A 25,591-nucleotide genomic window follows, 5' to 3' on the forward strand; every position below is an offset into this window, starting at 1 on the left:
GGGTTTTTTTGTTTCTGTTTTCTAAAAACGTCGCCCAAAGCCTCTCACGACGATGATTGAGAAAGGCAACCCCTTGCCTTCTCGTTTAATTTTATTCGCTCTGAATGCCTTCCAGAGAGCCTGTCTGCAGTGCTTCTTTATAGTGTTTACGGCAAACAGATACATAGCGCTCGTTCCCACCAATCACAACCTGCTCTCCCTGGTTATACGGGCGACCTTCCTGGTCGAGGCGCAAAACCATGCTGGCTTTACGTCCACAAAAACAGATAGTTTTTAATTCCACCAGTTTGTCTGACCACGCTAATAAATATTGGCTTCCGCCAAATAACTCGCCCTGAAAATCAGTGCGTAGGCCATAACATAATACGGGAATATCTAATTCATCTACGACGTCTGATAACGCCAAAACTTGATCGCGTGTGAGGAATTGGCATTCATCTACCAGAACGCAATGCACAGCGTCCCGCTGATGCTCTTCACGTATTTCATTGAATAATTGGGTTGAACCATTGTAGAGCTTTGCAGGAGACGATAATCCAATACGCGAACTCACCTTTCCAGAACCAAACCGATTGTCAATTTCTGCGGTATACACCAATGTGCGCATTCCGCGCTCTTGATAGTTGTATGACGATTGCAGTAATGCCGTAGATTTACCCGCGTTCATTGCGGAATAGTAAAAGTAGAGTTGTGCCATTGGTCAGCTAGCCTGAGTTAAAATGTAAATATTATTAACACAGGATTATATCATAAGCCGTTAGGGAGTTGCTTTTACCTTATGACTCCTGGAAGAATTCATAGAGTGTTCGAGAGATATATAAACCATAGCGTGGAATGCCTGAAATCGGCAGAGGGTTGATGTTCATCACGTTGCACTTAACTTACGGAGTTTTCAGTGTTTTTGCTGCAATTCCAAGAAAACTATTGAATCGCTAATAATAATTATCTATTAAAAATATCCACCATTACAGGCAATAATACCAAAGGTTGATATTTCACCATTAATGCGTTTATGTCTCAATTTACTCCTTCGGCAACCCTGAAACTATCAGGGTTGTTGTAGAAAAAGTGAGTTCCCCACGTTTTGTTTACCTTAGATGCAAGCCAAAATTTAAGTTAATACCCTTTTATAAATCGACAAAATATTATGGAATTTTGAATTCCTTACATTACTTCCTATTGCAGAACTTAATTTAAGCCTCTATTATTAGCCCAACAAGCCAACCATCAATATAAGTTTGAGATTACTAAAATGAGCGAAGCACTTAAAATTCTGAACAACATCCGTACTCTTCGTGCACAAGCCAGAGAATGTACCCTGGAAACGCTGGAAGAAATGCTGGAAAAATTAGAAGTTGTTGTTAACGAACGCCGTGAAGAAGATAACGCTGCTGCTGCAGAAATTGAAGAGCGTACTCGTAAACTGCAACAATACCGTGAAATGCTAATTGCTGACGGCATTGATCCTAATGAATTACTGAATAGCATGGCTGCTGTTAAAACTGCAGGCAAAGCAAAACGCGCTGCACGTCCAGCTAAATATCAGTACATCGACGAAAACGGCGAAAGCAAAACCTGGACTGGCCAGGGCCGTACTCCAGCTGTAATCAAAAAAGCAATGGAAGAGCAAGGCAAGAAACTGGAAGACTTCCTGATCGCCTAATTTTCGCTTTTAGTGCTGCTTATTAAATCCCGCTTCGGCGGGATTTTTATTGTGGGTACCTCATTAGCAAAATCTTTGTTGCTACAAATAGCGCTCATAAAAAAAGGAAGCCAGGCTTCCTTTTTCTTTTAACTTCTCAGCAATCTCAGCATCAGCTGACTTTATAGAATGCCTTATACCAGTCTACAAAGCGCTGTACGCCATCCTGAACCGATGTCTGTGGTTTAAAGCCAATGACATCATACAACGCCTTCGTGTCCGCACTGGTCTCCAGAACGTCTCCTGGCTGCATAGGCATCATATTCTTCTGGGCAACCTTACCTAACGAGGTTTCAAGCGCAGTAATATAATCCATCAACGTAACTGGATTACTGTTCCCAATATTATAAACTCGATAAGGCGCTGAGCTTGTTGCCGGAGTTCCTTCCTCTACTGTCCACATGGCATCGGCTTGCGGAATGACATCCTGCAAACGAACAATCGCCTCTGCAATATCATCAATATAAGTGAAGTCACGACGCATTTGCCCATGATTATAAACGTCGATACTCTTTCCTTCGACAATCGCACGGGTAAATTTAAATAACGCCATATCCGGGCGGCCCCATGGACCATAAACGGTGAAAAAACGCAAGCCGGTCGTCGGTAACCCATATAAGTGCGAGTACGTATGCGACATCAACTCGTTAGCTTTTTTGGTTGCCGCATATAATGATATTGGATGATCAACAGTGTCATCAGTTGAGAACGGAAGTTTGCGATTTAGCCCATATACTGAACTTGACGAAGCATATAACAGATGCCCCACTTTATTATGGCGACAACCTTCAAGAACATTTAAATGCCCCACAAGGTTTGAATCGGCATAGGCGTGAGGGTTATCGATGGAATAACGTACACCTGCTTGAGCAGCAAGGTGAATCACACGATCAAATTTCTCTTTGGCAAATAACTCTGCCATGGCATTACGATCGGCAAGGTCAATTTTATCGAAACGGAATGAAGAATGTGGTGCGAGAAGATCAAGGCGAGCTTGTTTAAGATTGACATCGTAATAGTCATTCAGGTTATCGATACCGATAACCTGGTGACCGGCTGCCAGCAGACGTTCACTGACATGAAATCCAATAAAGCCTGCACTGCCGGTAACCAAAAATTTCATATAATCCTCATTTATACCCGTCATACTTCAAACTGCATCTTTGTTGGTTTTGTGAACTTACCCGAATCACTTACTGATGTAAGTTCATCGGGATGTGTTCACTTGCCGCCGCGATGCAGCTTGAATTATTTAGGATATATTACGCAATATTGATGGACGCTCCGCGGCCGATTGCATAATAAACAAAGCCGCGTTTGTTAAGTCTCTCAGGATCATACAGGTTACGACCGTCAAAGATAACTGGTTGCTTTAGGGATTTATTGATTGCATCAAAATCAGGTGCACGGAAACTTTGCCACTCAGTACAAATAACCAGAGCATCTGCATCTTGTAATGCAGCTTCTTTAGTTCCCATCAATTTCAGATCTGGGCGATGTCCGTAAATGCGCTGAGCTTCGTCCATTGCTTCCGGGTCATACGCCTGCACCTGAGCACCGCGTTCCCACAGCGCTTCCATCAGGACGCGGCTAGAGGCTTCACGCATATCGTCGGTATTCGGTTTGAAGGAAAGTCCCCACAGCGCGAAGGTTTTACCTTTCAGATCTTCACCGAAATGACGAGTAATAAACTCAGGGAGTTTTAACTTCTGGTCGTGGTTGACCTCTTCTACCGCTTGCAGAATACGTGGCGTGTAGCCAATCTGCTGAGCGGTACGAATCAGAGCCTGCACATCTTTAGGGAAGCAGGAGCCACCATAACCACAGCCAGGGTAAATAAAGCTGTAGCCGATGCGGGAGTCTGAACCAATACCCATACGCACTTTTTCGATATCTGCGCCCAGGCGTTCTGCCAGGTTAGAGATTTCGTTCATAAAGCTAATTTTAGTCGCCAGCATGCAGTTAGCGGCGTACTTGGTCAGCTCGGCACTACGGATATCCATCAGGATCATGCGATCGTGGTTACGGTTGAACGGTTCGTACAGTTCACGCAGCAAATCCACCACATCATCGTTATCAGTACCAATAACGATACGCTCAGGGCGCATACAGTCAGAAACTGCCGCACCTTCTTTCAGGAATTCCGGGTTAGAAACCACATCAAATGGAATGTCTACGCCACGGGCTTTCAGCGTCTCTTCCATTACGTTGCGCACTTTGTCTGCGGTTCCGACAGGAACGGTAGATTTATCGAGCACAACTTTGTGGGATGTCATGTGCTGCGCGATAGTACGCGCCACAGCGGTGACATATTTCAGGTCAGCAGAACCGTCTTCATCCGGTGGCGTACCAACGGCAATAAATTGCATTTCACCATGATGGACGCCCAATTCAGCATCGGTGCTGAACTGTAAACGGCCTTCTTCATAGTTTTTCTTCACCAGCGGCGTTAAGCCGGGTTCAAAAATTGGGATCACGCCGTTTTTCAGATTTTCGACTTTCTTCGCATCGACATCTATGCACATTACATCGTGACCAACTTCCGCAAGCACTGCTGCCTGAACAAGTCCAACATAGCCGATACCAAATACAGTAACTTTCATCTTTCTATCCTGCGTTGAAATGAATTACTTTTTCGCGCCAACTGTCTCTTCTAGCCAGGCTTTGAAATCTGCGCCCAAAGTGCTGTGACGGATACCGTACTCCACAAACGCCTGCATATAACCGAGTTTGTTACCACAGTCATGGCTCACGCCTCTCATGTGATAAGCTTCAACAGTCTGTTTTTCCATCAACATAGCAATGGAGTCAGTCAGCTGAATTTCATCACCTGCACCTGGAGGTGTTTTGGACAGCAGCGGCCAAATATCCGCGGTCAGCACATAACGGCCTACAACTGCAAGATTAGATGGTGCAACGTTGGCTTTAGGTTTCTCAACGATACCGACCATTGGCACGCTATCGCCTTCGTTTAACTCAACACCTTTACAGTCAACAACACCGTAAGCGGTAACATCTTCTACCGGCTCAACCATGATTTGGCTGTTGCCCGTAGCGTCAAAACGTTTGATCATTTCTGCCAGGTTATCCTGGGAAAGATCGGATTCGAACTCATCGAGAATTACATCTGGCAGAATAACGGCTACTGGCTCATCACCCACCACCGGGTGCGCGCACAAAACAGCGTGACCCAAACCTTTCGCCAGGCCCTGACGAACCTGCATAATAGTGACATGCGGAGGGCAAATAGCCTGGACTTCATCCAGCAACTGGCGCTTAACACGTTTTTCCAGCATGGCTTCAAGTTCAAAGCTGGTATCGAAGTGGTTTTCGATGGAGTTTTTCGAAGAGTGCGTCACCAACACAATTTCAGTGATGCCTGCAGCGATACATTCATTTACCACATACTGAATTAATGGTTTATCAACCAGAGGCAACATCTCTTTTGGAATTGCCTTGGTCGCCGGTAACATACGCGTACCTAATCCCGCGACAGGGATTACTGCTTTTCTTACTTTAGAATTAATGGCAGCCATTGAAAAATCTCCTGGACTGTTCAAGTTTTCACTTGCAAGTCAATTAAAAAAACGTCTCGAGTATATCAGCTTAAAAGTGAGATCTACGGCTGTTTACCCGTTGCGTTGGCAATTTAAGATAAATACGAATGAGTTGAATACGATATTACCACCAGCAATGATAGGGGAGAAAACCTAAATGATTTCAACCATTCAAATGCTCACTCCGCAGACAACATCAGGCGTAATCTCCCGCCCGTACCCCATACCTGACACTGCCAAGACTCACAACGCTGGCTGATTTGGTTGAGATAAGTATTACCCAGCGTCCCTAATGGCACACCATTGCTGACCTGAATTTGATGCTCACCGGTATTTAAGGTGGCATTTAGCCCCGCAGATACCAGAATCAGGTTTTTTAACTCACTATGATAATAGCCGACCATCAGGGGAAACTGCCCCGTGAGATTGGCCTGGCGTAATAATTGATTCACTTGTTTGAGTAAATTACCGAGCTCAGGTAAACGTTGGTTTTGTTTAGAAAGTTGTTCCTGCAATAGCCCGTTAAATAGTGCTCGTAATAACAGTGCCGCCAGCACCCCATTATCCCCTGCTCTTGTCACATCAAGGCAATAAAAAGCCAGGTCGTTCTCTGACAACGCAGCAATATCCAGAACAAGTCCTGGTTGATTATGAGTAATTAACTGGCGGTAATTCACCCGGCAATGCGAAATCACCTGTTGTACAGGAGGTTGAAGTTCTTGCAGTAGCGTAGATGCAGCCTGCGGGTCGCTGACTAGCGCATCCCAGTCCTGAAATAGCCTTTCTTCTTCCTCAACACGCGAATTAAACATGTTGGGATAGAGGCAGGCGAAAACGGTTTCACGCAGACGATTGAGGTCTTTAATTGGCTTGAGTAGGACATCCTGTACCCCAAAGCGCAACGCTTTAGCGATATCAGACATGTTTTCGGTGGCGGAGATCACCAGTATTGGGGTCTGCACGCCTTCATTGCGCAAGTGCTCTACCAGCTTCAATCCATTCATGCGAGGCATAGCCAGATCGCAAATCAGCAGATCGGGCGCAAAACTGGTCATCTTTTCCAGAGCATCTATACCATCAACGGCAACAACAATGACCGCACCTAAGGAAGAGAGATAATTTTCCAGTAAAGAGCGGAAAACGGGCTCATCCTCAACAATGAGAATTAGTTTTCCAACGAGTGGCTGTGTCATTTTCGCTCCCCTGACTGGCGATAGATCAATAGTGGCATGGTATGACAATCACCGCCTGTCAGAATTGCCTGAAGATGCGAGTTTTCACCATACTCAATCATGGGTACGAACCAATGGCAGCAGCTCATCCATCTTTTTCTCGACAGCTAAACTGCCCGCACTTATCGCTTCCGCGGCACGGTGGAAATCAAGTGTTGAAATCTGGGGGCAAAAAGGTTGCAGCAAAATATCCGGTGGGTCACCTGCCATACGGTTACGCTTTAAGCGGTTTTCCAACACCTGTATGGAGGTGGTCATGATTTCCATGGCCGTTGGCGTGGTATTGGCACGACGGGTAGTGATTTTGCCGAGTTGTTCGCGCAAACGACCACGCCATGAATCAGGCTGCACCTGGTTTTCCGCCAGTGGAGTCGTCATATTGACGGAGAGTAAATCTTGCTGCATCAAATGCGCATCATGTTGCAGGTCGACGGCAATCACGATATCGGCACCCAACGCACGGGTCAGCGAAACAGGCACCGGGTTAACCACTGCGCCATCCACCAGCCAGTAGCCGTTATACCCGACCGGCGACAATAGCCCCGGCATACTGCAAGACGCTCGAACAGCCTGGTGCAAATCACCATCCGTGAACCACAATTCACGTCCAGTACTTAAATTGGTGGCAACAGAGCCAAAACGCAGCGCGCAATCTTCAATTTTCTCTTCGGTAATGATTTTGCGGACGTTGTTGAACACTCTTTCGCCACGCAACAAACCGCCACGACGCCAGGAAAGATCCATTAGTCGCAGTACATCCCAATAGCCGAACGAGCGCACCCATCGTTCCATCATAGGTAAGCGATTACTTGCATACGCGGCACCGACCAGTGCCCCAACCGAGCAGCCAGCAACGATATCAACCTGAATGCCAGCCCGCTTTAACGCATTAATGACACCAATATGCGCCCATCCTTTTGCTGCTCCCGACCCTAATGCAAGGCCGATCTTTACCTGTCTCATTTCGCCTCGGTCTTTCTTCCCCGGTTTATACCCATCATTTTTCAAGCTGCGGGGGTGTTGATTGCAACTCAAATGCCAATGGATATATCACCTCGTGGCGAACTCGCCACAGCTCAGTTAACATAACTACCCCGCGTATTTACGCCGACTATTTTTTTGTAACCAAGGAGATGCTGTGTCGCAACTTTGCCCTTGTGGTAGCGGTCAGGAGTATAGCTTATGTTGCCAGCCTTACCTACGCGCGGACCAGCTTGCGCCAACCCCATCGCAACTCATGCGTTCACGTTATAGCGCTTATGTGATGCAGGATGCAGACTATCTTGTTGCCACCTGGTACCCGCAAACACGCAGTCCTGCTCTGACAACAGATCTTTTGGGAAGTTTTGGGAATACTCACTGGTTGGGCCTGACAGTTTATGAAGCCGCCGCAGGTGAGAATGAAAACGAAGGTTACGTTAGTTTTGTCGCGCGCTTTGAAGAACAAGGCAAAGAAAGTGCGATTATCGAGCGTTCTCGTTTCTTAAAGGAAAACGGCCGGTGGTACTATGTTGATGGAACCCGCCCGCAGTTTGGTCGAAATGACCCCTGCCCTTGCGGTTCTGGAAAAAAATATAAAAAGTGTTGTGGGTAATGACTCGTCATGGCACAAATCAATTAGCAAACACACGTACAACAGGACTTAGCCTGCAATGCAAGCATTACAACGAAAAGTACTACGCACCATCTGCCCTGACGCAAAGGGCCTGATCGCCAAGATCACCAATATTTGTTACAAGCACGAACTGAACATTGTTCAGAACAATGAGTTTGTCGACCATCGCACCGGACGCTTCTTTATGCGTACCGAACTCGAAGGTATTTTTAACGACAACACTCTGCTGGCCGATTTAGATAGCGCACTGCCTGAAGGTTCGTTGCGCGAACTGATTCCTGCGGGCCGTCGCCGCGTGGTGATTCTGGTCACCAAAGAAGCGCACTGCTTGGGCGATCTATTAATGAAAGCTAACTACGGCGGCCTGGATGTCGAAATCGCTGCGGTAATTGGTAACCACGAGACTTTGCGTACCCTGGTCGAACGTTTTGATATTCCGTTCGAACTGGTGAGCCATGAAGGGCTGACGCGTGAAGATCACGATAAACAGATGGCTGACGCTATTGAAGCGCACAAACCTGATTATGTGGTACTGGCTAAATACATGCGCGTGTTAACTCCTGAATTTGTTTCACGCTTCCCGAACCAGATTATCAATATCCACCACTCATTCCTGCCTGCTTTTATTGGTGCTCGTCCTTATCACCAGGCCTATGAACGCGGAGTGAAGATCATCGGTGCCACTGCGCACTATGTGAATGACAATCTGGATGAAGGCCCAATCATCATGCAAGATGTTATTCACGTCGATCACACCTACACTGCAGAAGATATGATGCGTGCCGGGCGTGATGTTGAGAAAAATGTTCTCAGCCGCGCACTGTATCAAGTGCTGGCCCAGCGTGTGTTTGTATACGGTAATCGCACGATTATTCTGTAGATCAATCATGTAATTGCTTAGGTTTGCGACGTTACGTGTAAAAAAACGGCAAACGATTCATTTTCTTACAGTGAATGCTTTACAGCGGCGCTTCATTTGATATGATGCGCCCCGCTTCCAGACGAAGGAGGCGAGTAAGAAAGCCAACAAAATGTTATACCCCTGGCGGGGTTCCCGAGCGGCCAAAGGGAGCAGACTGTAAATCTGCCGTCATCGACTTCGAAGGTTCGAATCCTTCCCCCGCCACCATTCTTAACCACTGGCTGTGGTTAAGACGATAAGCTCTCATCAACATGAGCACTTATCAAAATTCAGTAGTACCTATACCCCTGGCGGGGTTCCCGAGCGGCCAAAGGGAGCAGACTGTAAATCTGCCGTCATCGACTTCGAAGGTTCGAATCCTTCCCCCGCCACCATCTCTTTAGTACCTTCCCAAATTATCCAAATCGCATAAACTTTCATATTCCCGTTGGGGAAGGATGAGAAGCTTCGACTAAGGTTCGATTCGAGCAAAGCGAGAAAGCGTTGCCGCAGGCAACGACCCGAAGGGCGAGATGCAAAGCATCGAGTAATCCTTCCCCCGCCACCATCTCTTTAGTACCTTCCCAAATTATCCAAATCGCACCCTATTCAACACTTTTTGTTGGATGACGCTGCGCTTATCCAACCTACAAATTCAAAACCAAAACTCAAAATCGATCCGTAGGTCGGATAAGCGCAGCGTCATCCGACACACCCACGCCAACCGCCCACCAGCGTCTTTACATCGCAGGCAATCGCCGCGTAACTGGCGAACTTTTCACAATCGCCGTATTAGACTGAGCCTGTTCGGCAAGCCCATCGAGCAGCGTGTCCAACTGCGCAATATCTTTTACTACCAGTCTCACCACAAAACAGTCTTCTCCAGTCACTTTGTCACACTCAATGCATTGCGGCATGGCTTGCAGATATTTTTCCACCTTCTGCAGCATTCCTGGCAGCGGTTTCACTCTGACCAGAGCCTGCAATGTATACCCCAGCGCCGCCAGATTCACTCGCGCGCTATAGCCCTGAATAATCCCCCGCTCTTCTAAACGCTTCAGTCGCTCTGCCGTACTCGGCGAGGTTAGCCCCACTCGCGCACTCAGTACTTTAAGCGACAATCTGGCATCCTGCGCCAGGCAGGTCACAATCGCCCGGTCGATATCATCAATAAGGAATTCCATCTGATTTACCTTAATAAAAAAAGAAATTATCTCTTTTTACCTTACAACAACTCTGTAAAGCACACGTCGATTTTTTCACAATAGAGACATCTGATTCGGGAGGTTTCTATGAGTGAATTTAAAACGGGTGTCTGGCAAATGTGCCTGGCAATGCTTATTTCAGGCTCCATTGGCGCATTTGTATTGTTGTCAGGTTTACCCGTTATTGACGTCGTATTCTGGCGTTGTGCGATCGGCGCTGCAGCGCTTGGATTTTTTATCCTGGTGAGCAAACAGCCTTTCAGCCACTTTACACGTCGCACGTTATTACTGTCCGTAATCGGCGGTGTGGCTTTGGTCATCAACTGGTTACTGCTGTTCGCCGCCTACGACCAGATTTCCATCGGCATGTCGACCGTGGTCTACAATACTCAGCCGTTCATGCTGGTTCTCATAGGTATTTTAATGGGTGAGCGGGTGACACTGATAAAGTGGGGTTGGCTACTGCTGGCGTTTAGCGGCGTGGTGATTCTGCTTTCTAGTGAGCTTATTAAGGCGCATAACGCTAACTTGATAACAGGTATTGCCATGGCGCTTGGTGCCGCTTTCTTCTACGCGTTGACGGCAATCATCGCCCGCAAATTACGCCCGCTTCCACCGCAACATATTGCCTTTATCCAGGTGCTGGTTGGTGTGGTTATATTGTTGCCGCTGGCCCATTTCGTCACTCTCTCGGAAAGTTTCCCATGGGGAATTTTACTGACGCTCGGAATCGTTCACACCGGAGTGATGTACCAGTTGCTTTATAGCGCGATTCAGAAACTACCAACGCCGATCATCGGCTCACTCTCTTTTATTTATCCTTTGGTGGCGGTCACCGTAGATAGCCTGATGTTTGGTCATACGTTGAGCGTGGTGCAATTTATCGGGGGTGCGCTGATTTTGCTGGCTGCGGCAGGAAATAATCTCGGCTGGGGCACAAAAGAAAAGGCCCTGCTCTCGCAGGGCCTGGAACAAAAAACGCGATAATTAGCGACGAGCGCGAACCACCTGATACTTACGCGTCAAATACTCCACCGGAGCGCTCCACACATGCACCAGACGGGTGAACGGGAACAGCAGGAACAGCGTCATCCCCAGCACCAGATGCACGCGGAAGATAAACGCCACGCCATCCAGATGCTCAGATGCGCCGCCGTGGAACGTCACCACCGCTTGCGCCCATCCCACCAGCTTCATCATCTCGCTGCCGTCCATATGCTGGGCGGAGAAAGGAATCGTCAGCAGGCCCAACGCGCACTGAATCATCAGCAAACTCAGAATCAGGATATCCGCCACGCTTGATGTCGCACGAACACGTGGATTAAACAGACGACGCTTAAGCAGCAACAAACCGCCCACCAGCGTCATCACACCACATGCGCCACCGGCAATCATCGCCATCTTCTGCTTCACATCAATTGGCAGGAATGACTCGTACATCCAGTGCGGCGTTAACATGCCAAGGAAGTGACCGGCGAAAATCCCCAGAATCCCGATATGGAACAGGTTGGACGCCAGATTCATCCCTTTGCGATCCAGCATCTGACTGGAACCGGCTTTCCACGTGTACTGCCCGTAGTCATAGCGCAGCCAGCTGCCCAGCAGGAATACCGTCCCGCAAATGTACGGATACATGTCATAGAAGAACACATTGAGAAAATGCATGATTACTGTCCTCCGATATTCAAATACTGCGGAGCGACAGCTCCGGCAAAACGACGCTGATGGCTGCTGATTTCAGACTCACCACACCCTGCGTCCGCCACAAATTTCACCTGCTCTTCTTCCCACACCGCATCCAGCGCCTGCGGCGTATCATCACGCGCTTCGTCCGCGATTTGCAGGCTCACGCTTTCCACCGCCACATCGCTTTGCGATAGGCCAAGCAGCACATCAAACAACACCGCATAATCGCTTTCGCGCTGCTTCAGGCGTGCCGCCAGCAGGGCCAGAATCGGTGCCACATCCTGCAAACCGCCTCGCGCTTCACTTTCTTCACGCTGGGACAGATATTCCAGATACAGCGGCAAATGGTCCGGCAGCTCACGGCTATCGATTTCCATTCCAGCCTGCTGATACTGGTTCATCAAGTTGACCATCGCCTGGCCACGGTCACGGGATTCCCCGTGGACATGTTCAAACAACAACATAGAAGTGGCACGACCACGATCGAACAGCTCGCTGTAGTTTGCCTGCGCATCTAATAAATCACCGCCACACAGCGTCGAAATAAAATTATTAAGCTGTGCGGCCTGTTGCAAATTAAGCGCCCCACCCTCGGCTAACGCATCGCGCAATTCCTGTTGGTGCTGCCACAAGGCAGTATCCGGGTACTCGAGCAGACGGGAAATCACCAGAAGTTCAATCATGGTTTTGGCTCCGTTTTGCTGGACACATCAATCGCGTCGATACGTTTGCTATTGAACAGGTTGAATTTGCTGTCAGAACCGTGGCAACCGTCACCAAAGCTGAAACCACAACCTTTGCTTTCCGGGAAGGCATCTGCCGCCAGTTCGCGATGGCTTGATGGCACCACGAAACGATCTTCGTAGTTGGCTATCGCCAGGTAGCGATACATTTCCTGTGCCTGCGCTTCCGTCAGCCCAACTTCTTCCAGCGCACGCGTATCAACAACCCCTTCGACTGTTTCAGCGCGCTTGTAATGGCGCATTGCCATCATGCGTTTGAGCGCACGCAGCACCGGAGCGGTGTCGCCCGCCGTCAGCAAGTTCGCCAGGTATTCCACCGGAATACGCAGGCTTTCTACGTCTGGCAGGATCCCGGTATGCGGCAATTCACCCGCGTCAGCCGCAGACTGAATTGGCGATAACGGCGGTACATACCAGACCATCGGTAAGGTGCGGTATTCCGGGTGCAGCGGCAGAGCGAGCTTCCAGTCCATCGCCATTTTATAAACTGGCGACTGTTGTGCGGCGTCAATAACACTGCGCGGCACGCCATCTTTCAGTGCCTGCTCGATAACCGCCGGGTCATTCGGATTAAGGAAAATACCCAACTGGCGCTCGTAGAGATCTTTCTCGTTCTCGGTACTCGCCGCCTGTTCAATGGCATCAGCGTCATACAACAACACACCGAGGTAACGAATACGGCCCACACAGGTTTCAGAACACACCGTTGGCTGGCCCGCTTCGATTCGCGGATAACAGAAGATGCACTTCTCAGATTTACCGCTCTTCCAGTTGAAGTAGATTTTTTTGTACGGGCAACCGGTAATGCACATGCGCCAGCCACGGCACTTGTCCTGGTCAATCAGCACAATGCCGTCTTCTTCACGCTTGTAAATGGCACCGCTCGGGCACGTCGCCGCACACGCCGGATTCAGACAGTGTTCGCACAAGCGCGGTAGGTACGCCATAAAGGTGTTTTCGAACTGACCGTACATCGCCTTTTGCATATTCTGGAAGTTCTGGTCTTTGGAGAGCTTTTCGAACTCGCCACCCAGATCGTCTTCCCAGTTCGGGCCGGCTTCGATTTTGTTCATCCGTTGGCCGGTAATCAGCGAGCGTGGACGTGCAATCGGCTGATGCTTGCCTGCTGGCGCGTTATGCAAATGCTGATAGTCGAAATCAAACGGCTCGTAGTAATCGTCGATACCCGGCAGATGCGGGTTAGCGAAGATTTTACCCAGCAGCATCGCTCGGTTACCCATGCGCGGTTGCAGTTTGCCGTTGATTTTACGGATCCAGCCGCCCTTCCATTTTTCCTGGTTTTCCCAGTCAGTTGGGTAGCCGGTTCCTGGTTTAGTTTCGACGTTGTTGAACCACGCGTACTCCATCCCTTCGCGGCTGGTCCAGACGTTTTTACAGGTCACAGAACAGGTGTGACAGCCGATGCATTTATCAAGATTCAGCACCATGCCGACTTGTGAACGAATTTTCATTTTACGCTCTCCTGTACCTGGTCACGCCCTTCACCGTCTAACCAGTTAATGTCTTTCATCTTACGCACCACGACGAACTCATCACGGTTTGAACCGACTGTGCCGTAGTAGTTAAAGCCGTACGCCAGTTGCGCGTAACCGCCAATCATATGCGTCGGTTTCGGGCTAATACGGGTGACCGAGTTATGGATACCACCACGCTGACCGGTAATTTCAGAACCCGGCAGGTTCACGATACGTTCCTGCGCGTGGTACATCATGGTCATGCCTTCCGGCACACGCTGACTCACCACCGCACGCGCGGTCAAAGCACCGTTATTGTTGAACACTTCAATCCAGTCGTTATCGACGATACCCAACGCTTTGGCGTCGATTTCACTCATCCAGACAATCGGCCCGCCGCGCGACAGCGTCAGCATCAGCAAGTTGTCGCTGTAGGTTGAGTGAATGCCCCATTTCTGGTGCGGCGTCAGGAAGTTCAACGCTTTCTCCGGGTTACCGTTGGATTTTTTACCCATCACACCTTTGACGGAACGGGTATCAATCGGCGGACGGTACACCAGCAGGCTTTCGCCAAAATCACGCATCCACTGGTGATCCTGGTAAAGTTGCTGGCGGCCAGACAGCGTACGCCACGGAATCAGTTCGTGAACGTTGGTATAACCGGCGCTGTAGGAAACGTGTTCATCTTCCAGACCCGACCAGGTTGGGCTGGAGATGATTTTGCGTGGCTGCGCCTGGATATCGCGGAAGCGAATCTTTTCGTCTTCTTTATTGAGCGCCAGGTGCGTGTGGTCGCGACCAGTAAATTCACTCAGTGCCGCCCAGGCTTTCACAGCAACCTGGCCGTTAGTTTCAGGTGCCAGGGTGAGGATCATTTCAGCGGCGTCGATAGCCGTGTTAATCATCGGCTGGCCTTTTGCCGGGCCTTCGGTTTTGGTGTAATTGAGCTTACGCAGCAGATCCATTTCAGACTGCGTGTTCCACGCGATACCTTTCCCGCCGTTACCGATGGTTTCCATCAACGGACCAACCGAGGTGAAACGCTCGTAGGTCGCCGGGTAATCGCGCTCAACCGTCACCAGATGCGGGGCAGTTTTGCCTGGAATCAGATCACATTCGCCTTTTTTCCAGTCCATCACGCCAAACGGCTGCGCCAGTTCTGCGGCGGAATCATGCTGAATTGGCAGCGTCACCACATCGGTTTCTTTGCCCAAATGGCCGACGCACACTTCAGAGAATTTCTTCGCGATGGCTTTATAGATTTCCCAGTCGCTTTTTGAATCCCAGGCTGGGTCAACAGCTGCAGAAAGCGGATGAATAAACGGATGCATATCCGACGTATTCATATCGTCTTTTTCATACCAGGTGGCCGTTGGCAGCACGATATCGGAGTACAGACAGGTGCTCGACAGGCGGAAGTCCAGCGTCACCACCAGATCCAGTTTGCCATCCAGCCCGTTATCAACCCACTCGACTTCTTCCGGCATGACGCCGCCTTCTTTACCCAGATCTTTACCCTGAATACCGTTCTCAGTACCGAGCAAATATTTGAGCATGTACTCGTGGCCCTTACCGGAAGAACCCAGCAGGTTTGAACGCCAGACGAACAAGTTGCGCGGATGGTTGTTGCCCGCATCCGGCTGTTCTGCGGCAAAGCGTATATCGCCACTTTTCAGTTGCTGTGCGGTGAAATCAGCCGGGCTCATGCCCGCCGCTTTCGCCTGCTTCGCGATGGTCAGCGGGTTGGTATTGAGCTGTGGTGCAGATGGCAGCCAGCCCATGCGTTCAGCACGCACGTTAAAGTCAATCAGGTGGCCGCTATAGCGGGATTTATCCGCCAGCGGAGACAGCAGTTCTTCGGCAGTCAACGACTCGTAGCGCCACTGGCTGGAGTGGTTGTAGAAGAACGAAGTGCTGTTCATATGGCGCGGCGGGCGCTGCCAGTCGAGGGCAAACGCCAGCGGAGTCCAGCCGGTTTGTGGGCGCAGTTTTTCCTGGCCGACATAGTGTGCCCAGCCGCCGCCGCTTTGGCCGACGCAACCGCAAAAGATCAGCATATTGATCAGACCGCGGTAGTTCATGTCCATGTGGAACCAGTGGTTCATCCCGGCTCCGACGATAATCATCGAGCGGCCATGGGTTTTATCAGCGTTATCGGCAAATTCACGCGCAATGCGGATGATGTTCTGGCGAGAAACACCAGTGATTTGCTCAGCCCACGCAGGGGTATACGCTTTTACATCGTCATAACTGGTCGCGCAGTTTTCATCATTCAGGCCGCGATCGAGGCCGTAGTTTGCCAGCGTCAGGTCATAAACGGTGGTCACCAGTGCGGTGGAACCGTCAGCCAGTTGAATGCGTTTCACCGGCAGTTTGTGCATCAGCACGTTATCAAGTTTAACGTTGCTGAAGTGTTCAGTGCTTTCGCCGCCAAAGTACGGGAAGCCGACCTCAGCCACTTCGTCGTGGCTGCCCAGCAGGCTCAGGCGCAGTTCGGCTTCTTCACCGCTGGTGCCATCACGCTGTTCGAGGTTCCACTTGCCCTTCTCGCCCCAGCGGTAACCGATGGAACCGTTTGGTGCCAGCAGTCCGCCATTCTGGCTATCCATCGCCACCGTTTTCCACTGCGGGTTGTTTTCCTGGCCAAGACCATCCACCAGGTCAGAGGCACGTAACATACGGCCTGCGGCGTAGAACCCTTCACGCTCCTCTAACATCACCAGCATTGGCATGTCGGTGTAGCGGCGTACATAATCGGTGAAGTATTGGCTTGGGTTATCGAGGTGGAATTCACGCAGCATCACGTGGCCCATCGCCAGTGCCATCGCGGCATCGGTACCCTGTTTTGGTGCCAGCCACTGATCGCATAATTTAGCGATTTCAGCGTAATCCGGCGTCACCGCAACGGTTTTGGTGCCTTTGTAGCGCACTTCGGTAAAGAAGTGGGCATCTGGTGTACGGGTCTGCGGAACGTTAGAGCCCCAGGCGATGATGTAGCTGGAGTTATACCAGTCGGCAGATTCCGGCACGTCCGTCTGCTCGCCCCAGGTCATTGGTGACGCAGGTGGCAAATCGCAATACCAGTCGTAGAAGCTCAGGCAGGTGCCGCCAATCAGGGAAAGGTAACGTGCACCCGAGGCGTAAGAAACCATCGACATCGCCGGGATCGGCGAGAAGCCCGCGATACGGTCCGGGCCGAAGGTTTTTGCGGTAAACACGTTTGCTGCGGCAATCAGTTCGTTTACTTCAACCCAGCTTGAACGGACAAAACCACCGCGACCACGGGCTTGTTTATAGCTTTTGGCTTTTTCCGCGTCGTTGATGATGGAAGCCCAGGCATCGACCGGGTCTTCATGCAGGGTTTTCGCTTCACGCCAAAGTTGGATCAGGCGCTTGCGCATCAATGGATATTTCAGGCGGTTGGCGCTGTAGAGATACCAGGAGTAGCTTGCGCCGCGTGGGCAGCCGCGTGGCTCATGGTTTGGCATATCCGGGCGGGTACGCGGGTAGTCGGTTTGCTGCGTTTCCCAGGTCACTAGGCCGCTTTTGACATAGATCTTCCAGCTACAGGAGCCCGTGCAGTTTACACCGTGAGTGGAACGAACCACTTTGTCGTGCTGCCACCGCTGGCGATAACCTTCTTCCCAATCACGATTGGTATCGAGCAGTTGGCCATGTCCATCGGCAAAAGTTTCGCCCTTCTGTTTGAAGTAACGAAACCGGTCAAGAAATTTGCTCATCGGGGTTCTCCTGATGTGGAGCCTGGAGGCTCTATCTTATGAAAACGACATTACTAACGATGGCGGCACGGTAACGTGCGCATATGAAGGGAGAATTGATAACGATCAACTGGGGCGGAGGAATATTTGCACGCGAAAAGTCGGTATACCACCAAAGTGGCAATCGAGAATTGATAGTTAATTAACTGATATATAAATAAAATATCTGTTCTCTACATTCGGTAAGGAGTAGAAATCAGGGCGACTGGGTATTAAGGGGTAACTCTGCCAAGATGGAGGGCGTGAAACCAAAAATGGGGCATCCCCTTTCAGAGAAGCCCCATGTTGAATGGTGTCACAATCAGACAGAGGTTAGCGGTTCAGTTTTGCGCTGCGCACGAATGTTTTTGATAAGCAGGCCCGAAATCACAATCCCGGCGCAGGCGAAAACAGCCATCAAACCAAACACGATTTTATAGCCCAATAACCCTGGGTTGGTATCTAAGATGTAGCCATACAAGCTGTAGCAGAACATCGCTGGGGCATAACCGATAAAACTTCCCAACGCCATTGCCGCACCGGTGTTTTTCTCACTGATTCCCGCCTCACCGATAGGGGCGAAGAATACCGCTCGCTGAGTAAAAATGACCGCGCCAAACATCAGGGTACAGGCCATGCCTAAATAAACAGGCATTTGTTCATGCGGCAATAATATCAAGGCAACCAACGCCAGAGCGCTAATAATAAAAGTATAGAACAAATACTGGCTGGGAGACTTTAAAACCTTGTCAGCAATTAAACCACCAATAGGGCCGCCTACCATTTTCAAACAATATTGATTTATAATCCCATATGCCCCTACCAATGCAATCGGTAGAGCATAAACATTTCTTAAAAATGGAATAAAGAATGTCAGTCCACAATACACCGCATAAACACAGAACACGCTAAAAGCGATTAACCAGACGGTTTTGTTTTTTAATACATTACCCAGACCTGGATTAGCTTCTTTTTTCTCTGTTTTCTCTTGTTTAGCCACTTGTTCTTCCGGGCTTTCTTTTAATACAAAGAAAATAACCACACCGACCAGAATAGCGATGAAAGAGTAAAACAATATTGCGGCTTTAAACCCGAAATAGTCGCTACCAAACCAGGTGAACACCGCCAGGGCGCTAAATGCGATAACGGTATCGACAATCCCTCGCCCGGTTTCAAAGAAGCCAAATAAGCGCCCCTGTTGAGTGTTGTCACCCAGCAAACTCACCGACTTTAGCAACACCGGCCAGTTGAGCATGTCGCAGGTCACGCCGAACAACGCCCAGACAAAGAGTATCCCCCAGTAGCCTGGCATGGTAGAGAGGTAGATCCCCAGCAGGCCGGTCGCAATCAGGGAAAGCGACATGGTAAAGCGGCGCGGTAATTTGTCAGAAAAGTAAATGGATAAGAAGAAACCAATGGTCGTCACAATCGAGTTAACCGACATCGCATTACCAATCTCACCGTTGGTGAGGTGAAAATACTCCTGCATTGGAACATAAAATGCGTCTTTCAATGACGGCAGTTTATATATTGTCCCACCGCACAAAACCAACAAGCTAAATATAGTCCATCTTTTTTTGGATAGCATAAGACACCCCCCCTGAATTAGCGGAATTAATTATTATATTGAGAGTACAGTGACCTCACGAAAGGTGAGACAGCTGAATTTAAATGTTTTTGATTAATGACTTTCTTAAAATAGCCACAGCATCTTTATGAAGATCGCCAAGAATATTACGCACATGCATTATTTGATTCATGGCGTCGTCAATTTCTTTATTTAACCTTGCTTCCAGTCCGGAGGTTGGCAATGGAGTTTCACTCATCTGGCGCAATGGAATCCACGGGTTTTTATCTTCGTTGGTAAAACGAAAGGCCGGGGCGTAATAATCCACTTCTTCTTCCAGACCGAATGCGGTGACTTGCGGTTGATCTTCGCCCAGACAAATTAATTGCAATAATAATTCTTTAAACGGTAATTCGCCTTCGCCAGAAATACAGGCCGTATGCCCGCGCCCTTCACCTTCATGGTTAATTAACGCATCTTTGATATGCACCTGCGTGACTTCTTTTCCCATCACCGCCAACGCGTCAAGCGGCTCTTCGTTGGCATTAATCATGTTGGCGAAGTCAAACAGCAGGGAAAGCTGCGGGAAGTCAGCCTCCTGAACCAGCTTCACCAATTCGTGGCTTTGCAAATCTTCGTGTTGCTCAAGCGTGAATGTCAGGCCGCTATGCTGGTATTTTTCTTTAATATATTGAATATCCTGAGCAATGATTTCCATCACCTCAGAAAGTGTCCCTTCATAGCGCGGATAAAAGCGCACCGAAGTCGCCCCGGATTTCAGCGCAATTCTCACGGCCTCATCAATGGTTCGGGCATCCGAGGCGCTGGTTTCGATGTGAACATCCAACCCCAACTGGCGCGATTTTTCTGCAAAATTCGCAAGCCGCTCATCGCTGGCATGCCTTAAAGACTGGCTTTCTCCATCCACAACATGAATTTTCACCCCTTTCAGTTGCTGTTGGCTGGCAATATCCAGTAAGTCTTCCGGCAGAATCTTCTCCATACGCATGTTTAAATGAAACGCATAGGCATGCAGATACAGCGGCAGATTGGCAGCGCGTTCGACAATTTTTGTAGCCTGGATGTTGTTCATGGAAACTCCTATAAATCGATATAAAACTCTACTGATTCAAAACGCCAATATTCGATATCAACCTGAATAACTTGCCCGGCTTCGTCGGCGCGGTATTTTTCAACCCGGATAGACGGAGTCCCCGCCGTGCCGCCCATCCCCTTGCAAGCGCCTGCCGAAAGTCGTGTCGGTTTAAACGCTAAATGCTGCGTGTGCGAGCTTTTGCCGAAGGCTTCTTGCCACACATCAACAAAAGAACGATCGCCTAATTTGTCGATAAAACCGGGAGCGGACTGCGCGTTGATAAAGGTTTCGTGATAGAAAACTTTATGGTTATCAAGCGCTCCCCAACCGCAGATTTTGTAGATTTCATCACCGTCTTTTACATTCAGCTGCGACAAAATTTCGGGTTCTGCGGTGTAAACCCGTTCTTTTTCCAGAAAGCCCCAGGACGGCAAACGCCCCTGCTCCAGAGCTGCTTGCTTAAAACTGGTCGAAGTGTTCGGGGTGTATTTGAAACACGGCAAGGCCACAAACCAGCCGCGACGATCTTTACGAAAGATCTTTTCTTCCCCTTCAAGAAACAGCAACGCCTGTCGCAGTGTCATGCGCTTGATGCCCAGTAATTCTTCCAGCTCACGTTCGGAAGGTAATTTACCGCCCGGCTGGACGACCCCTTTGCTCAGCCAGTCATTGAGCATCTCTTTTGCCGTCTCTACAGTGGAGTGGCTTTTCATGTTTTAATCCATTTGGTTTAAACCAGATTTGTCGTCACGGTACTCTTAGCCAACGAATGTGACAATGGTGTCTGGTGGGGTAGTTATTCTAAATGTGAGGTTTCTCTCAGAATAAAGGTGGTTCGAGGGGGAATTAGAGACAAAAAAAAGCGCGACCGAAGTCGCGCAAGGGATAACCAAAATGGTCAAAACTTATTTCGCTGACTTCCGGCCATAAACAGCCCAGGTAATCACTACGCAAACAATGTAAAACACGAGGAACACTTTCATTGCGCCCGCAGGCGAACCGGTTAGCGCGAGGGATGTACCAAATGCTTTCGGAATAAAGAACCCGCCAATTGCGCCTATTGCCGAGATAAAGCCCAGTGCTGCGGCGGTATCGGTTGCCGCTTCACGCAATGCACGCTCTTCAGTGCCGCCCTGCGCTTTCACGCGGTCCATGGTCAGCTTGCGGAAGATAACGGAGATCATCTGGAAGGTAGAACCACTCCCCAAACCGGCCGTCAGGAACAGCATCAGGAATACGCCGAAGAAGGCAATAAAGTTACCGCCCACGCCATTGTGTGGCAGCGTGGTAAACAGCAGCGCACTGAAAATCGCCATAAAGATGAAGTTCAGCAGGGAAACACGTGTCCCACCAAAGCGGTCGGAAATGGCCCCACCCGCCGAACGCGCCAGCGCGCCAAACAGCGGGCCGAAGAAGGCGAAGTGCAGAATATTGATATCCGGGAACTGGGTTTTCGCCAGCATCGCGAAACCGGCAGAAAAACCGATAAATGAACCGAAGGTCGCCAGATACAGCACACCCATAATCCACAAATGCGCACGTTTAAGAACCGGCAACTGCTCTTTTAAAGAAGCTTTGGACGTTGCCAGGTCGTTCATTCCAAACCAGGCTGCAACGGTAAAGATTGCCAACAGTGGTACCCATACCCACGCCGCATTTTCCAGGAACAGCATAGTGCCGTCGGCCTGCTCAACACCTATGCCACCGAACACAGCAAACATGGAAAGTGAAATCACCAGTGGTGCAACCAACTGCATAACACTCACACCGAGATTACCCAGGCCGCCGTTGATACCCAGCGCTCCACCCTGCTTCGCCTTCGGGAAGAAGAAGCTGATGTTCGCCATACTGGAAGCAAAGTTTGCGCCCGCAAAACCACACAGCAATGCAATGATGATAAACACGCTAAATGATGTTGATGGGTCTTGCACCGCAAAACCCAACCACACACAAGGGATAATCAGAATCCCGGTGCTGAATGCCGTCCAGCGGCGGCCACCAAATACCGGCACCATAAAGGAGTAAGGCACACGCAACAATGCGCCGGAAACAGACGGCAGCGCGGTTAACATAAAGAGTTGGTCAGTAGTGAAGCTAAACCCGACTTTGTTGAGGTTTACCGCAACCGCACTGAAGAGCATCCATACGCAGAATGCCAGCAGCAAACAAGGAACGGAAATCCATAAGTTGCGGCTGGCAATACCATGGCCTTTGCTTTGCCAAAATGCTGGGTCTTCAGGTCGCCATTCGGTAATGAGCGATCCCGTTTTTGGGCTGTGATCCGGTGACTGAGACATAAACACCTCAAAAAAGTGAGAGTAATTGCCGCCACCTTAGGTGCTAATGGGGAATAAAAATTGATGTGAATCAAGGGATAAACCATCTTACAGACGGCTAAAAATCAACTGTCATTCTTTATGGGTAACCATAAAAAACATAAATAGTGTGGCTTTTCACAAACCTGAACGCAGGTGTTAGTAACCTTACAGCGCGTCATGCTCCTTCCGGCAATTAGTGGGTAATCCTTAAGGGGTATGGGTATACTCCAGGGGATGTCTGAGAATACCCGCAATAGATTTCCTTTACCCCGGAGTAGACTTCTCAATGCTAAAACGCCTGCTTTCCCCCCTCACTTTGTTCAACCAATTGGCACTGATTGTGCTGTTGTTGGCATTGTTGGGTGTCGCGGGGATGAGCCTTGCAGGCTGGTTGGCACAAGGTATTCAGGGAAACGCGCACGCTATCAATAAAGCAGGGTCGATGCGGATGCAAAGTTATCGCCTGCTGGCCGCCATTCCGCTAACCGAGAAAGACAACGTTCTGTTAGATGAGATGGAACAAACCACCTGGAGTACCGATTTACAAGAGGCGGCACAGCAAGACGGGCAGGAAGCAAAATTAGCTGCACTGCAGCACTACTGGCGTGAAGAGTTAGAACCCGCTCTGCGCAAGGCACAAAGTGCAGAACAAGTTAAGCCGCATGTGGCCGGATTTGTCGGGCGAATCGATCAGTTGGTCACCACTTTTGATCACACCACAGAAATGCGTCTACACCGCATTATCCAGCTCCAGATGGGAATGGCAGCCTTAATGGGCTTGCTGATTATTTTCACCGTCATCTGGTTACGCAAACGATTGTTGCGCCCGTGGCAGAAATTATTGACGATGGCTCAGGCCATTGGGCAGCGAGACTTTACCCACCGGGTGAACGTTCGTGGACGCAATGAAATGGCGACTCTCGGTGCTGCACTAAACAGTATGTCTGCGGAACTGGCCGAAAGTTATGCAAGCCTTGAGCAGCGTGTGCACGAGAAAACCGCCGGGCTTGAGCAAAAAAACCAGATACTCTCATTTCTCTATCAGGCTAACCGCCGTCTGCACTCTCAGGCCCCACTGTGCCAGCGCTTATCTCCCGTACTCAGCGAACTACAACACTTAACACCGCTGCGTAATATCGAACTACGGGTTTATGAGTATGAGGATGAAGAGAATTACGAAGAGTATACCTATCAACCTGATAGCAGTTGTGAAGCCAGCGGCTGTAATCTTTGCCCGCGCGAACCCATCCTGCAACCTTGCGAAACCACCGCACAAAAATGGCGTTTAACAGACAACCATATTCAGTACGGTTTGGTGTTGGCCCAATTGCCAATTGGCCGCAGCCTGACACACGATCAGCAACAGTTAATTCTGACACTGATGGAACAGCTGACAGCGACACTTGCGCTAGAGCGGCAATATGAACATCAGCAGCAGTTGGTGGTGATGGAAGAACGTTCCGCTATCGCCCGCGAGCTGCACGACTCCATTGCTCAATCGCTCTCTTGCCTGAAAATGCAGGTGAGTTGTCTGCAAATGCAAGGGGCGACACTGCCTGAGCAGATGCAGACTCTGCTCGGTCAAATGCGCAGCGAACTCAATACTTCGTGGCGGCAACTCAGAGAGTTACTGACCACGTTCCGCCTGCAATTAACCGAACCTGGACTGCGCCCGGCACTAGAAGCAAGCTGCCGGGAATTTAGTGAGAAATTGGGTTTCCAGGTGAGTCTTGATTATCAAGTGCCACCACGCCTTGTGCCGTCGCATCAGGCAATTCATCTGGTACAAATCACTCGAGAAGCACTTAATAACAGCCTGAAACATGCCTGTGCCACTTCATGTGGTGTCAGTGTTTTATATCACGACAAGCAAATTACCTTAACCATATGGGATAACGGTCAGGGCATTGCCGACAACGGTGAGCGCCGCAACCACTACGGACTTATCATTATGCGAGACCGCGCACAAAGCCTGAAAGGTGATTGCCAGGTGCAAACGCGCCCGGGTGGCGGTACCCAGGTCATCGTGAGTTTTATCCCCGAAATAGCCACAGGAGCAAATCATGAGTAACCCGGAAGCCTCAACCATACTGCTTATCGACGATCATCCCATGCTGCGTACTGGCGTTAAGCAGCTCATCAGTATGGCTCCTGAGCTTGCAGTTGTTGGTGAGGCAGGCAATGGTGAGCAAGGAGTGCTGCTTGCCGAAGAGCTCGACCCTGATTTAATCCTGCTGGATTTGAATATGCCAGGCATGAACGGTCTGGAAACGCTCGATTGCCTGCGTGAGAAACCGCTGTCAGGCCGCATCGTGGTGTTCAGCGTTTCGAATCATGAAGAAGATGTGGTTACCGCGCTAAAACGTGGGGCTGACGGCTATCTGTTAAAAGATATGGAGCCAGAAGATTTGCTCAAAGCGCTGCAACAAGCCGCTGCGGGGGAAATGGTATTAAGCGAAGCGTTAACGCCCGTTCTGGCCGCCAGTCTGCGTGCCAACCGCGCTACGTCTGACCGTGACGTTAACCTGCTGACACCACGCGAACGCGATATTCTCAAACTCATCGCCCAGGGTTTGCCGAACAAAATGATTGCTCGCCGCCTGGATATCACCGAAAGCACGGTGAAAGTTCACGTTAAGCATTTGCTCAAGAAGATGAAGCTTAAGTCCCGCGTAGAAGCTGCGGTTTGGGTGCATCAGGATCGGATATTTTAAGTTTACCAACAGTGAATGTGGT

21 protein-coding genes, 2 tRNA genes and 1 other RNA gene are annotated in these 25,591 nt (G+C 49.7%); 9 read left to right on the plus strand and 15 right to left on the minus strand.

The window, feature by feature from the left end; translation table 11 throughout:
* Positions 1-91: 91 nt before the first annotated feature.
* A complete protein-coding gene (gene tdk, locus EDF88_RS03630; protein ID WP_034455842.1) occupies positions 92-697 on the minus strand; it encodes a thymidine kinase in 606 nt (201 codons plus the stop codon).
* 555 nt (positions 698-1,252) lie between these two features.
* Here tdk and hns point away from each other — a divergent pair.
* Positions 1,253-1,663 (plus strand): histone-like nucleoid-structuring protein H-NS, encoded by a 411-nt coding sequence (hns, locus tag EDF88_RS03635; RefSeq protein ID WP_034455843.1) that lies wholly within the window; start codon positions 1,253-1,255, stop codon positions 1,661-1,663.
* 151 nt (positions 1,664-1,814) lie between these two features.
* Here hns and EDF88_RS03640 read toward each other — a convergent pair whose 3' ends face one another.
* From EDF88_RS03640 to rssA, 5 genes are all read right to left on the minus strand, one after another.
* Positions 1,815-2,825, minus strand: a complete 1,011-nt coding sequence (locus EDF88_RS03640; RefSeq protein WP_064518492.1) for an NAD-dependent epimerase — start codon at positions 2,823-2,825, stop codon at positions 1,815-1,817.
* Between the two features lie 139 nt (positions 2,826-2,964).
* Positions 2,965-4,305 (minus strand): UDP-glucose/GDP-mannose dehydrogenase family protein, encoded by a 1,341-nt coding sequence (locus EDF88_RS03645; RefSeq protein WP_134182961.1) that lies wholly within the window; start codon positions 4,303-4,305, stop codon positions 2,965-2,967.
* 24 nt (positions 4,306-4,329) lie between these two features.
* The gene (gene galU / locus EDF88_RS03650) at positions 4,330-5,238 is read right to left on the minus strand and encodes a UTP--glucose-1-phosphate uridylyltransferase GalU (protein ID WP_064518488.1); all 909 of its coding nucleotides are present in this window, start codon (positions 5,236-5,238) and stop codon (positions 4,330-4,332) included.
* Between the two features lie 200 nt (positions 5,239-5,438).
* On the minus strand, positions 5,439-6,452 hold the full coding sequence (gene rssB, locus EDF88_RS03655; protein WP_064518485.1) for a two-component system response regulator RssB: 1,014 nt from the start codon (positions 6,450-6,452) through the stop codon (positions 5,439-5,441).
* 93 nt (positions 6,453-6,545) lie between these two features.
* Positions 6,546-7,454 carry a patatin-like phospholipase RssA gene (gene rssA, locus EDF88_RS03660; RefSeq protein WP_034455850.1) on the minus strand — a complete coding sequence of 303 codons (909 nt, stop codon included), beginning with the start codon at positions 7,452-7,454 and terminating at the stop codon, positions 6,546-6,548.
* 175 nt (positions 7,455-7,629) lie between these two features.
* Here rssA and EDF88_RS03665 point away from each other — a divergent pair, with 175 nt between their 5' ends.
* From EDF88_RS03665 to EDF88_RS03685, 5 genes are all read left to right on the plus strand, one after another.
* A complete protein-coding gene (locus tag EDF88_RS03665) occupies positions 7,630-8,085 on the plus strand; it encodes a YchJ family protein (protein WP_134182963.1) in 456 nt (151 codons plus the stop codon).
* Positions 8,086-8,143: 58 nt separating this feature from the next.
* On the plus strand, positions 8,144-8,986 hold the full coding sequence (purU, locus tag EDF88_RS03670) for a formyltetrahydrofolate deformylase (RefSeq protein WP_134182965.1): 843 nt from the start codon (positions 8,144-8,146) through the stop codon (positions 8,984-8,986).
* A gap of 164 nt (positions 8,987-9,150) precedes the next feature.
* Positions 9,151-9,235, plus strand: a tRNA-Tyr gene (locus tag EDF88_RS03675).
* A gap of 82 nt (positions 9,236-9,317) precedes the next feature.
* Positions 9,318-9,402, plus strand: a tRNA-Tyr gene (locus EDF88_RS03680).
* A gap of 42 nt (positions 9,403-9,444) precedes the next feature.
* A non-coding RNA gene (locus tag EDF88_RS03685) (RtT sRNA) lies at positions 9,445-9,575 on the plus strand.
* Between the two features lie 172 nt (positions 9,576-9,747).
* Here EDF88_RS03685 and EDF88_RS03690 read toward each other — a convergent pair.
* Positions 9,748-10,191 (minus strand): Lrp/AsnC family transcriptional regulator, encoded by a 444-nt coding sequence (locus EDF88_RS03690; protein WP_064518476.1) that lies wholly within the window; start codon positions 10,189-10,191, stop codon positions 9,748-9,750.
* Positions 10,192-10,299: 108 nt separating this feature from the next.
* On the opposite strand from EDF88_RS03690, the gene EDF88_RS03695 reads away from it, so the two are divergent.
* Entirely contained in the window at positions 10,300-11,199 is a 900-nt protein-coding gene (locus EDF88_RS03695; RefSeq protein ID WP_134182967.1) for a DMT family transporter, read from the plus strand.
* On the opposite strand, the gene narI is transcribed toward EDF88_RS03695, so the two are convergent.
* From narI to EDF88_RS03735, 8 genes are all read right to left on the minus strand, one after another.
* Complete coding sequence (narI, locus tag EDF88_RS03700) at positions 11,200-11,877, minus strand: respiratory nitrate reductase subunit gamma (RefSeq protein ID WP_115629021.1); 678 nt, start codon at positions 11,875-11,877, stop codon at positions 11,200-11,202.
* A 2-nt stretch (positions 11,878-11,879) separates the two neighbouring features.
* Positions 11,880-12,581, minus strand: coding sequence for a nitrate reductase molybdenum cofactor assembly chaperone (gene narJ, locus EDF88_RS03705; RefSeq protein WP_134182969.1), 702 nt, complete (start codon positions 12,579-12,581; stop codon positions 11,880-11,882).
* A complete protein-coding gene (gene narH / locus EDF88_RS03710; RefSeq protein WP_134182971.1) occupies positions 12,578-14,113 on the minus strand; it encodes a nitrate reductase subunit beta in 1,536 nt (511 codons plus the stop codon). Before narH ends, narJ begins: the two co-directional genes overlap by 4 nt.
* A complete protein-coding gene (locus EDF88_RS03715) occupies positions 14,110-17,856 on the minus strand; it encodes a nitrate reductase subunit alpha (protein WP_134182973.1) in 3,747 nt (1,248 codons plus the stop codon). The genes narH and EDF88_RS03715 overlap by 4 nt, the downstream gene beginning before the upstream one ends.
* Before the next feature lie 340 nt (positions 17,857-18,196).
* A complete protein-coding gene (locus EDF88_RS03720; protein WP_134182975.1) occupies positions 18,197-19,462 on the minus strand; it encodes an MFS transporter in 1,266 nt (421 codons plus the stop codon).
* A gap of 79 nt (positions 19,463-19,541) precedes the next feature.
* Positions 19,542-20,534 carry a TIM barrel protein gene (locus EDF88_RS03725; protein ID WP_134182977.1) on the minus strand — a complete coding sequence of 331 codons (993 nt, stop codon included), beginning with the start codon at positions 20,532-20,534 and terminating at the stop codon, positions 19,542-19,544.
* An 8-nt stretch (positions 20,535-20,542) separates the two neighbouring features.
* Entirely contained in the window at positions 20,543-21,250 is a 708-nt protein-coding gene (locus tag EDF88_RS03730) for a GntR family transcriptional regulator (RefSeq protein ID WP_064557994.1), read from the minus strand.
* A gap of 192 nt (positions 21,251-21,442) precedes the next feature.
* The gene (locus EDF88_RS03735; RefSeq protein WP_134182979.1) at positions 21,443-22,834 is read right to left on the minus strand and encodes a NarK family nitrate/nitrite MFS transporter; all 1,392 of its coding nucleotides are present in this window, start codon (positions 22,832-22,834) and stop codon (positions 21,443-21,445) included.
* Positions 22,835-23,141: 307 nt separating this feature from the next.
* On the opposite strand from EDF88_RS03735, the gene narX reads away from it, so the two are divergent.
* The gene (gene narX / locus EDF88_RS03740) at positions 23,142-24,926 is read left to right on the plus strand and encodes a nitrate/nitrite two-component system sensor histidine kinase NarX (RefSeq protein ID WP_134182981.1); all 1,785 of its coding nucleotides are present in this window, start codon (positions 23,142-23,144) and stop codon (positions 24,924-24,926) included.
* Positions 24,919-25,569, plus strand: coding sequence for a two-component system response regulator NarL (narL, locus tag EDF88_RS03745; RefSeq protein WP_064518454.1), 651 nt, complete (start codon positions 24,919-24,921; stop codon positions 25,567-25,569). Before narX ends, narL begins: the two co-directional genes overlap by 8 nt.
* The last annotated feature ends 22 nt before the right edge of the window (positions 25,570-25,591 follow it).

Origin of the sequence: Buttiauxella sp. BIGb0552 (genome assembly GCF_004366275.1) — a bacterium.
In the GTDB taxonomy this organism is placed as follows: domain Bacteria; phylum Pseudomonadota; class Gammaproteobacteria; order Enterobacterales; family Enterobacteriaceae; genus Buttiauxella; species Buttiauxella gaviniae.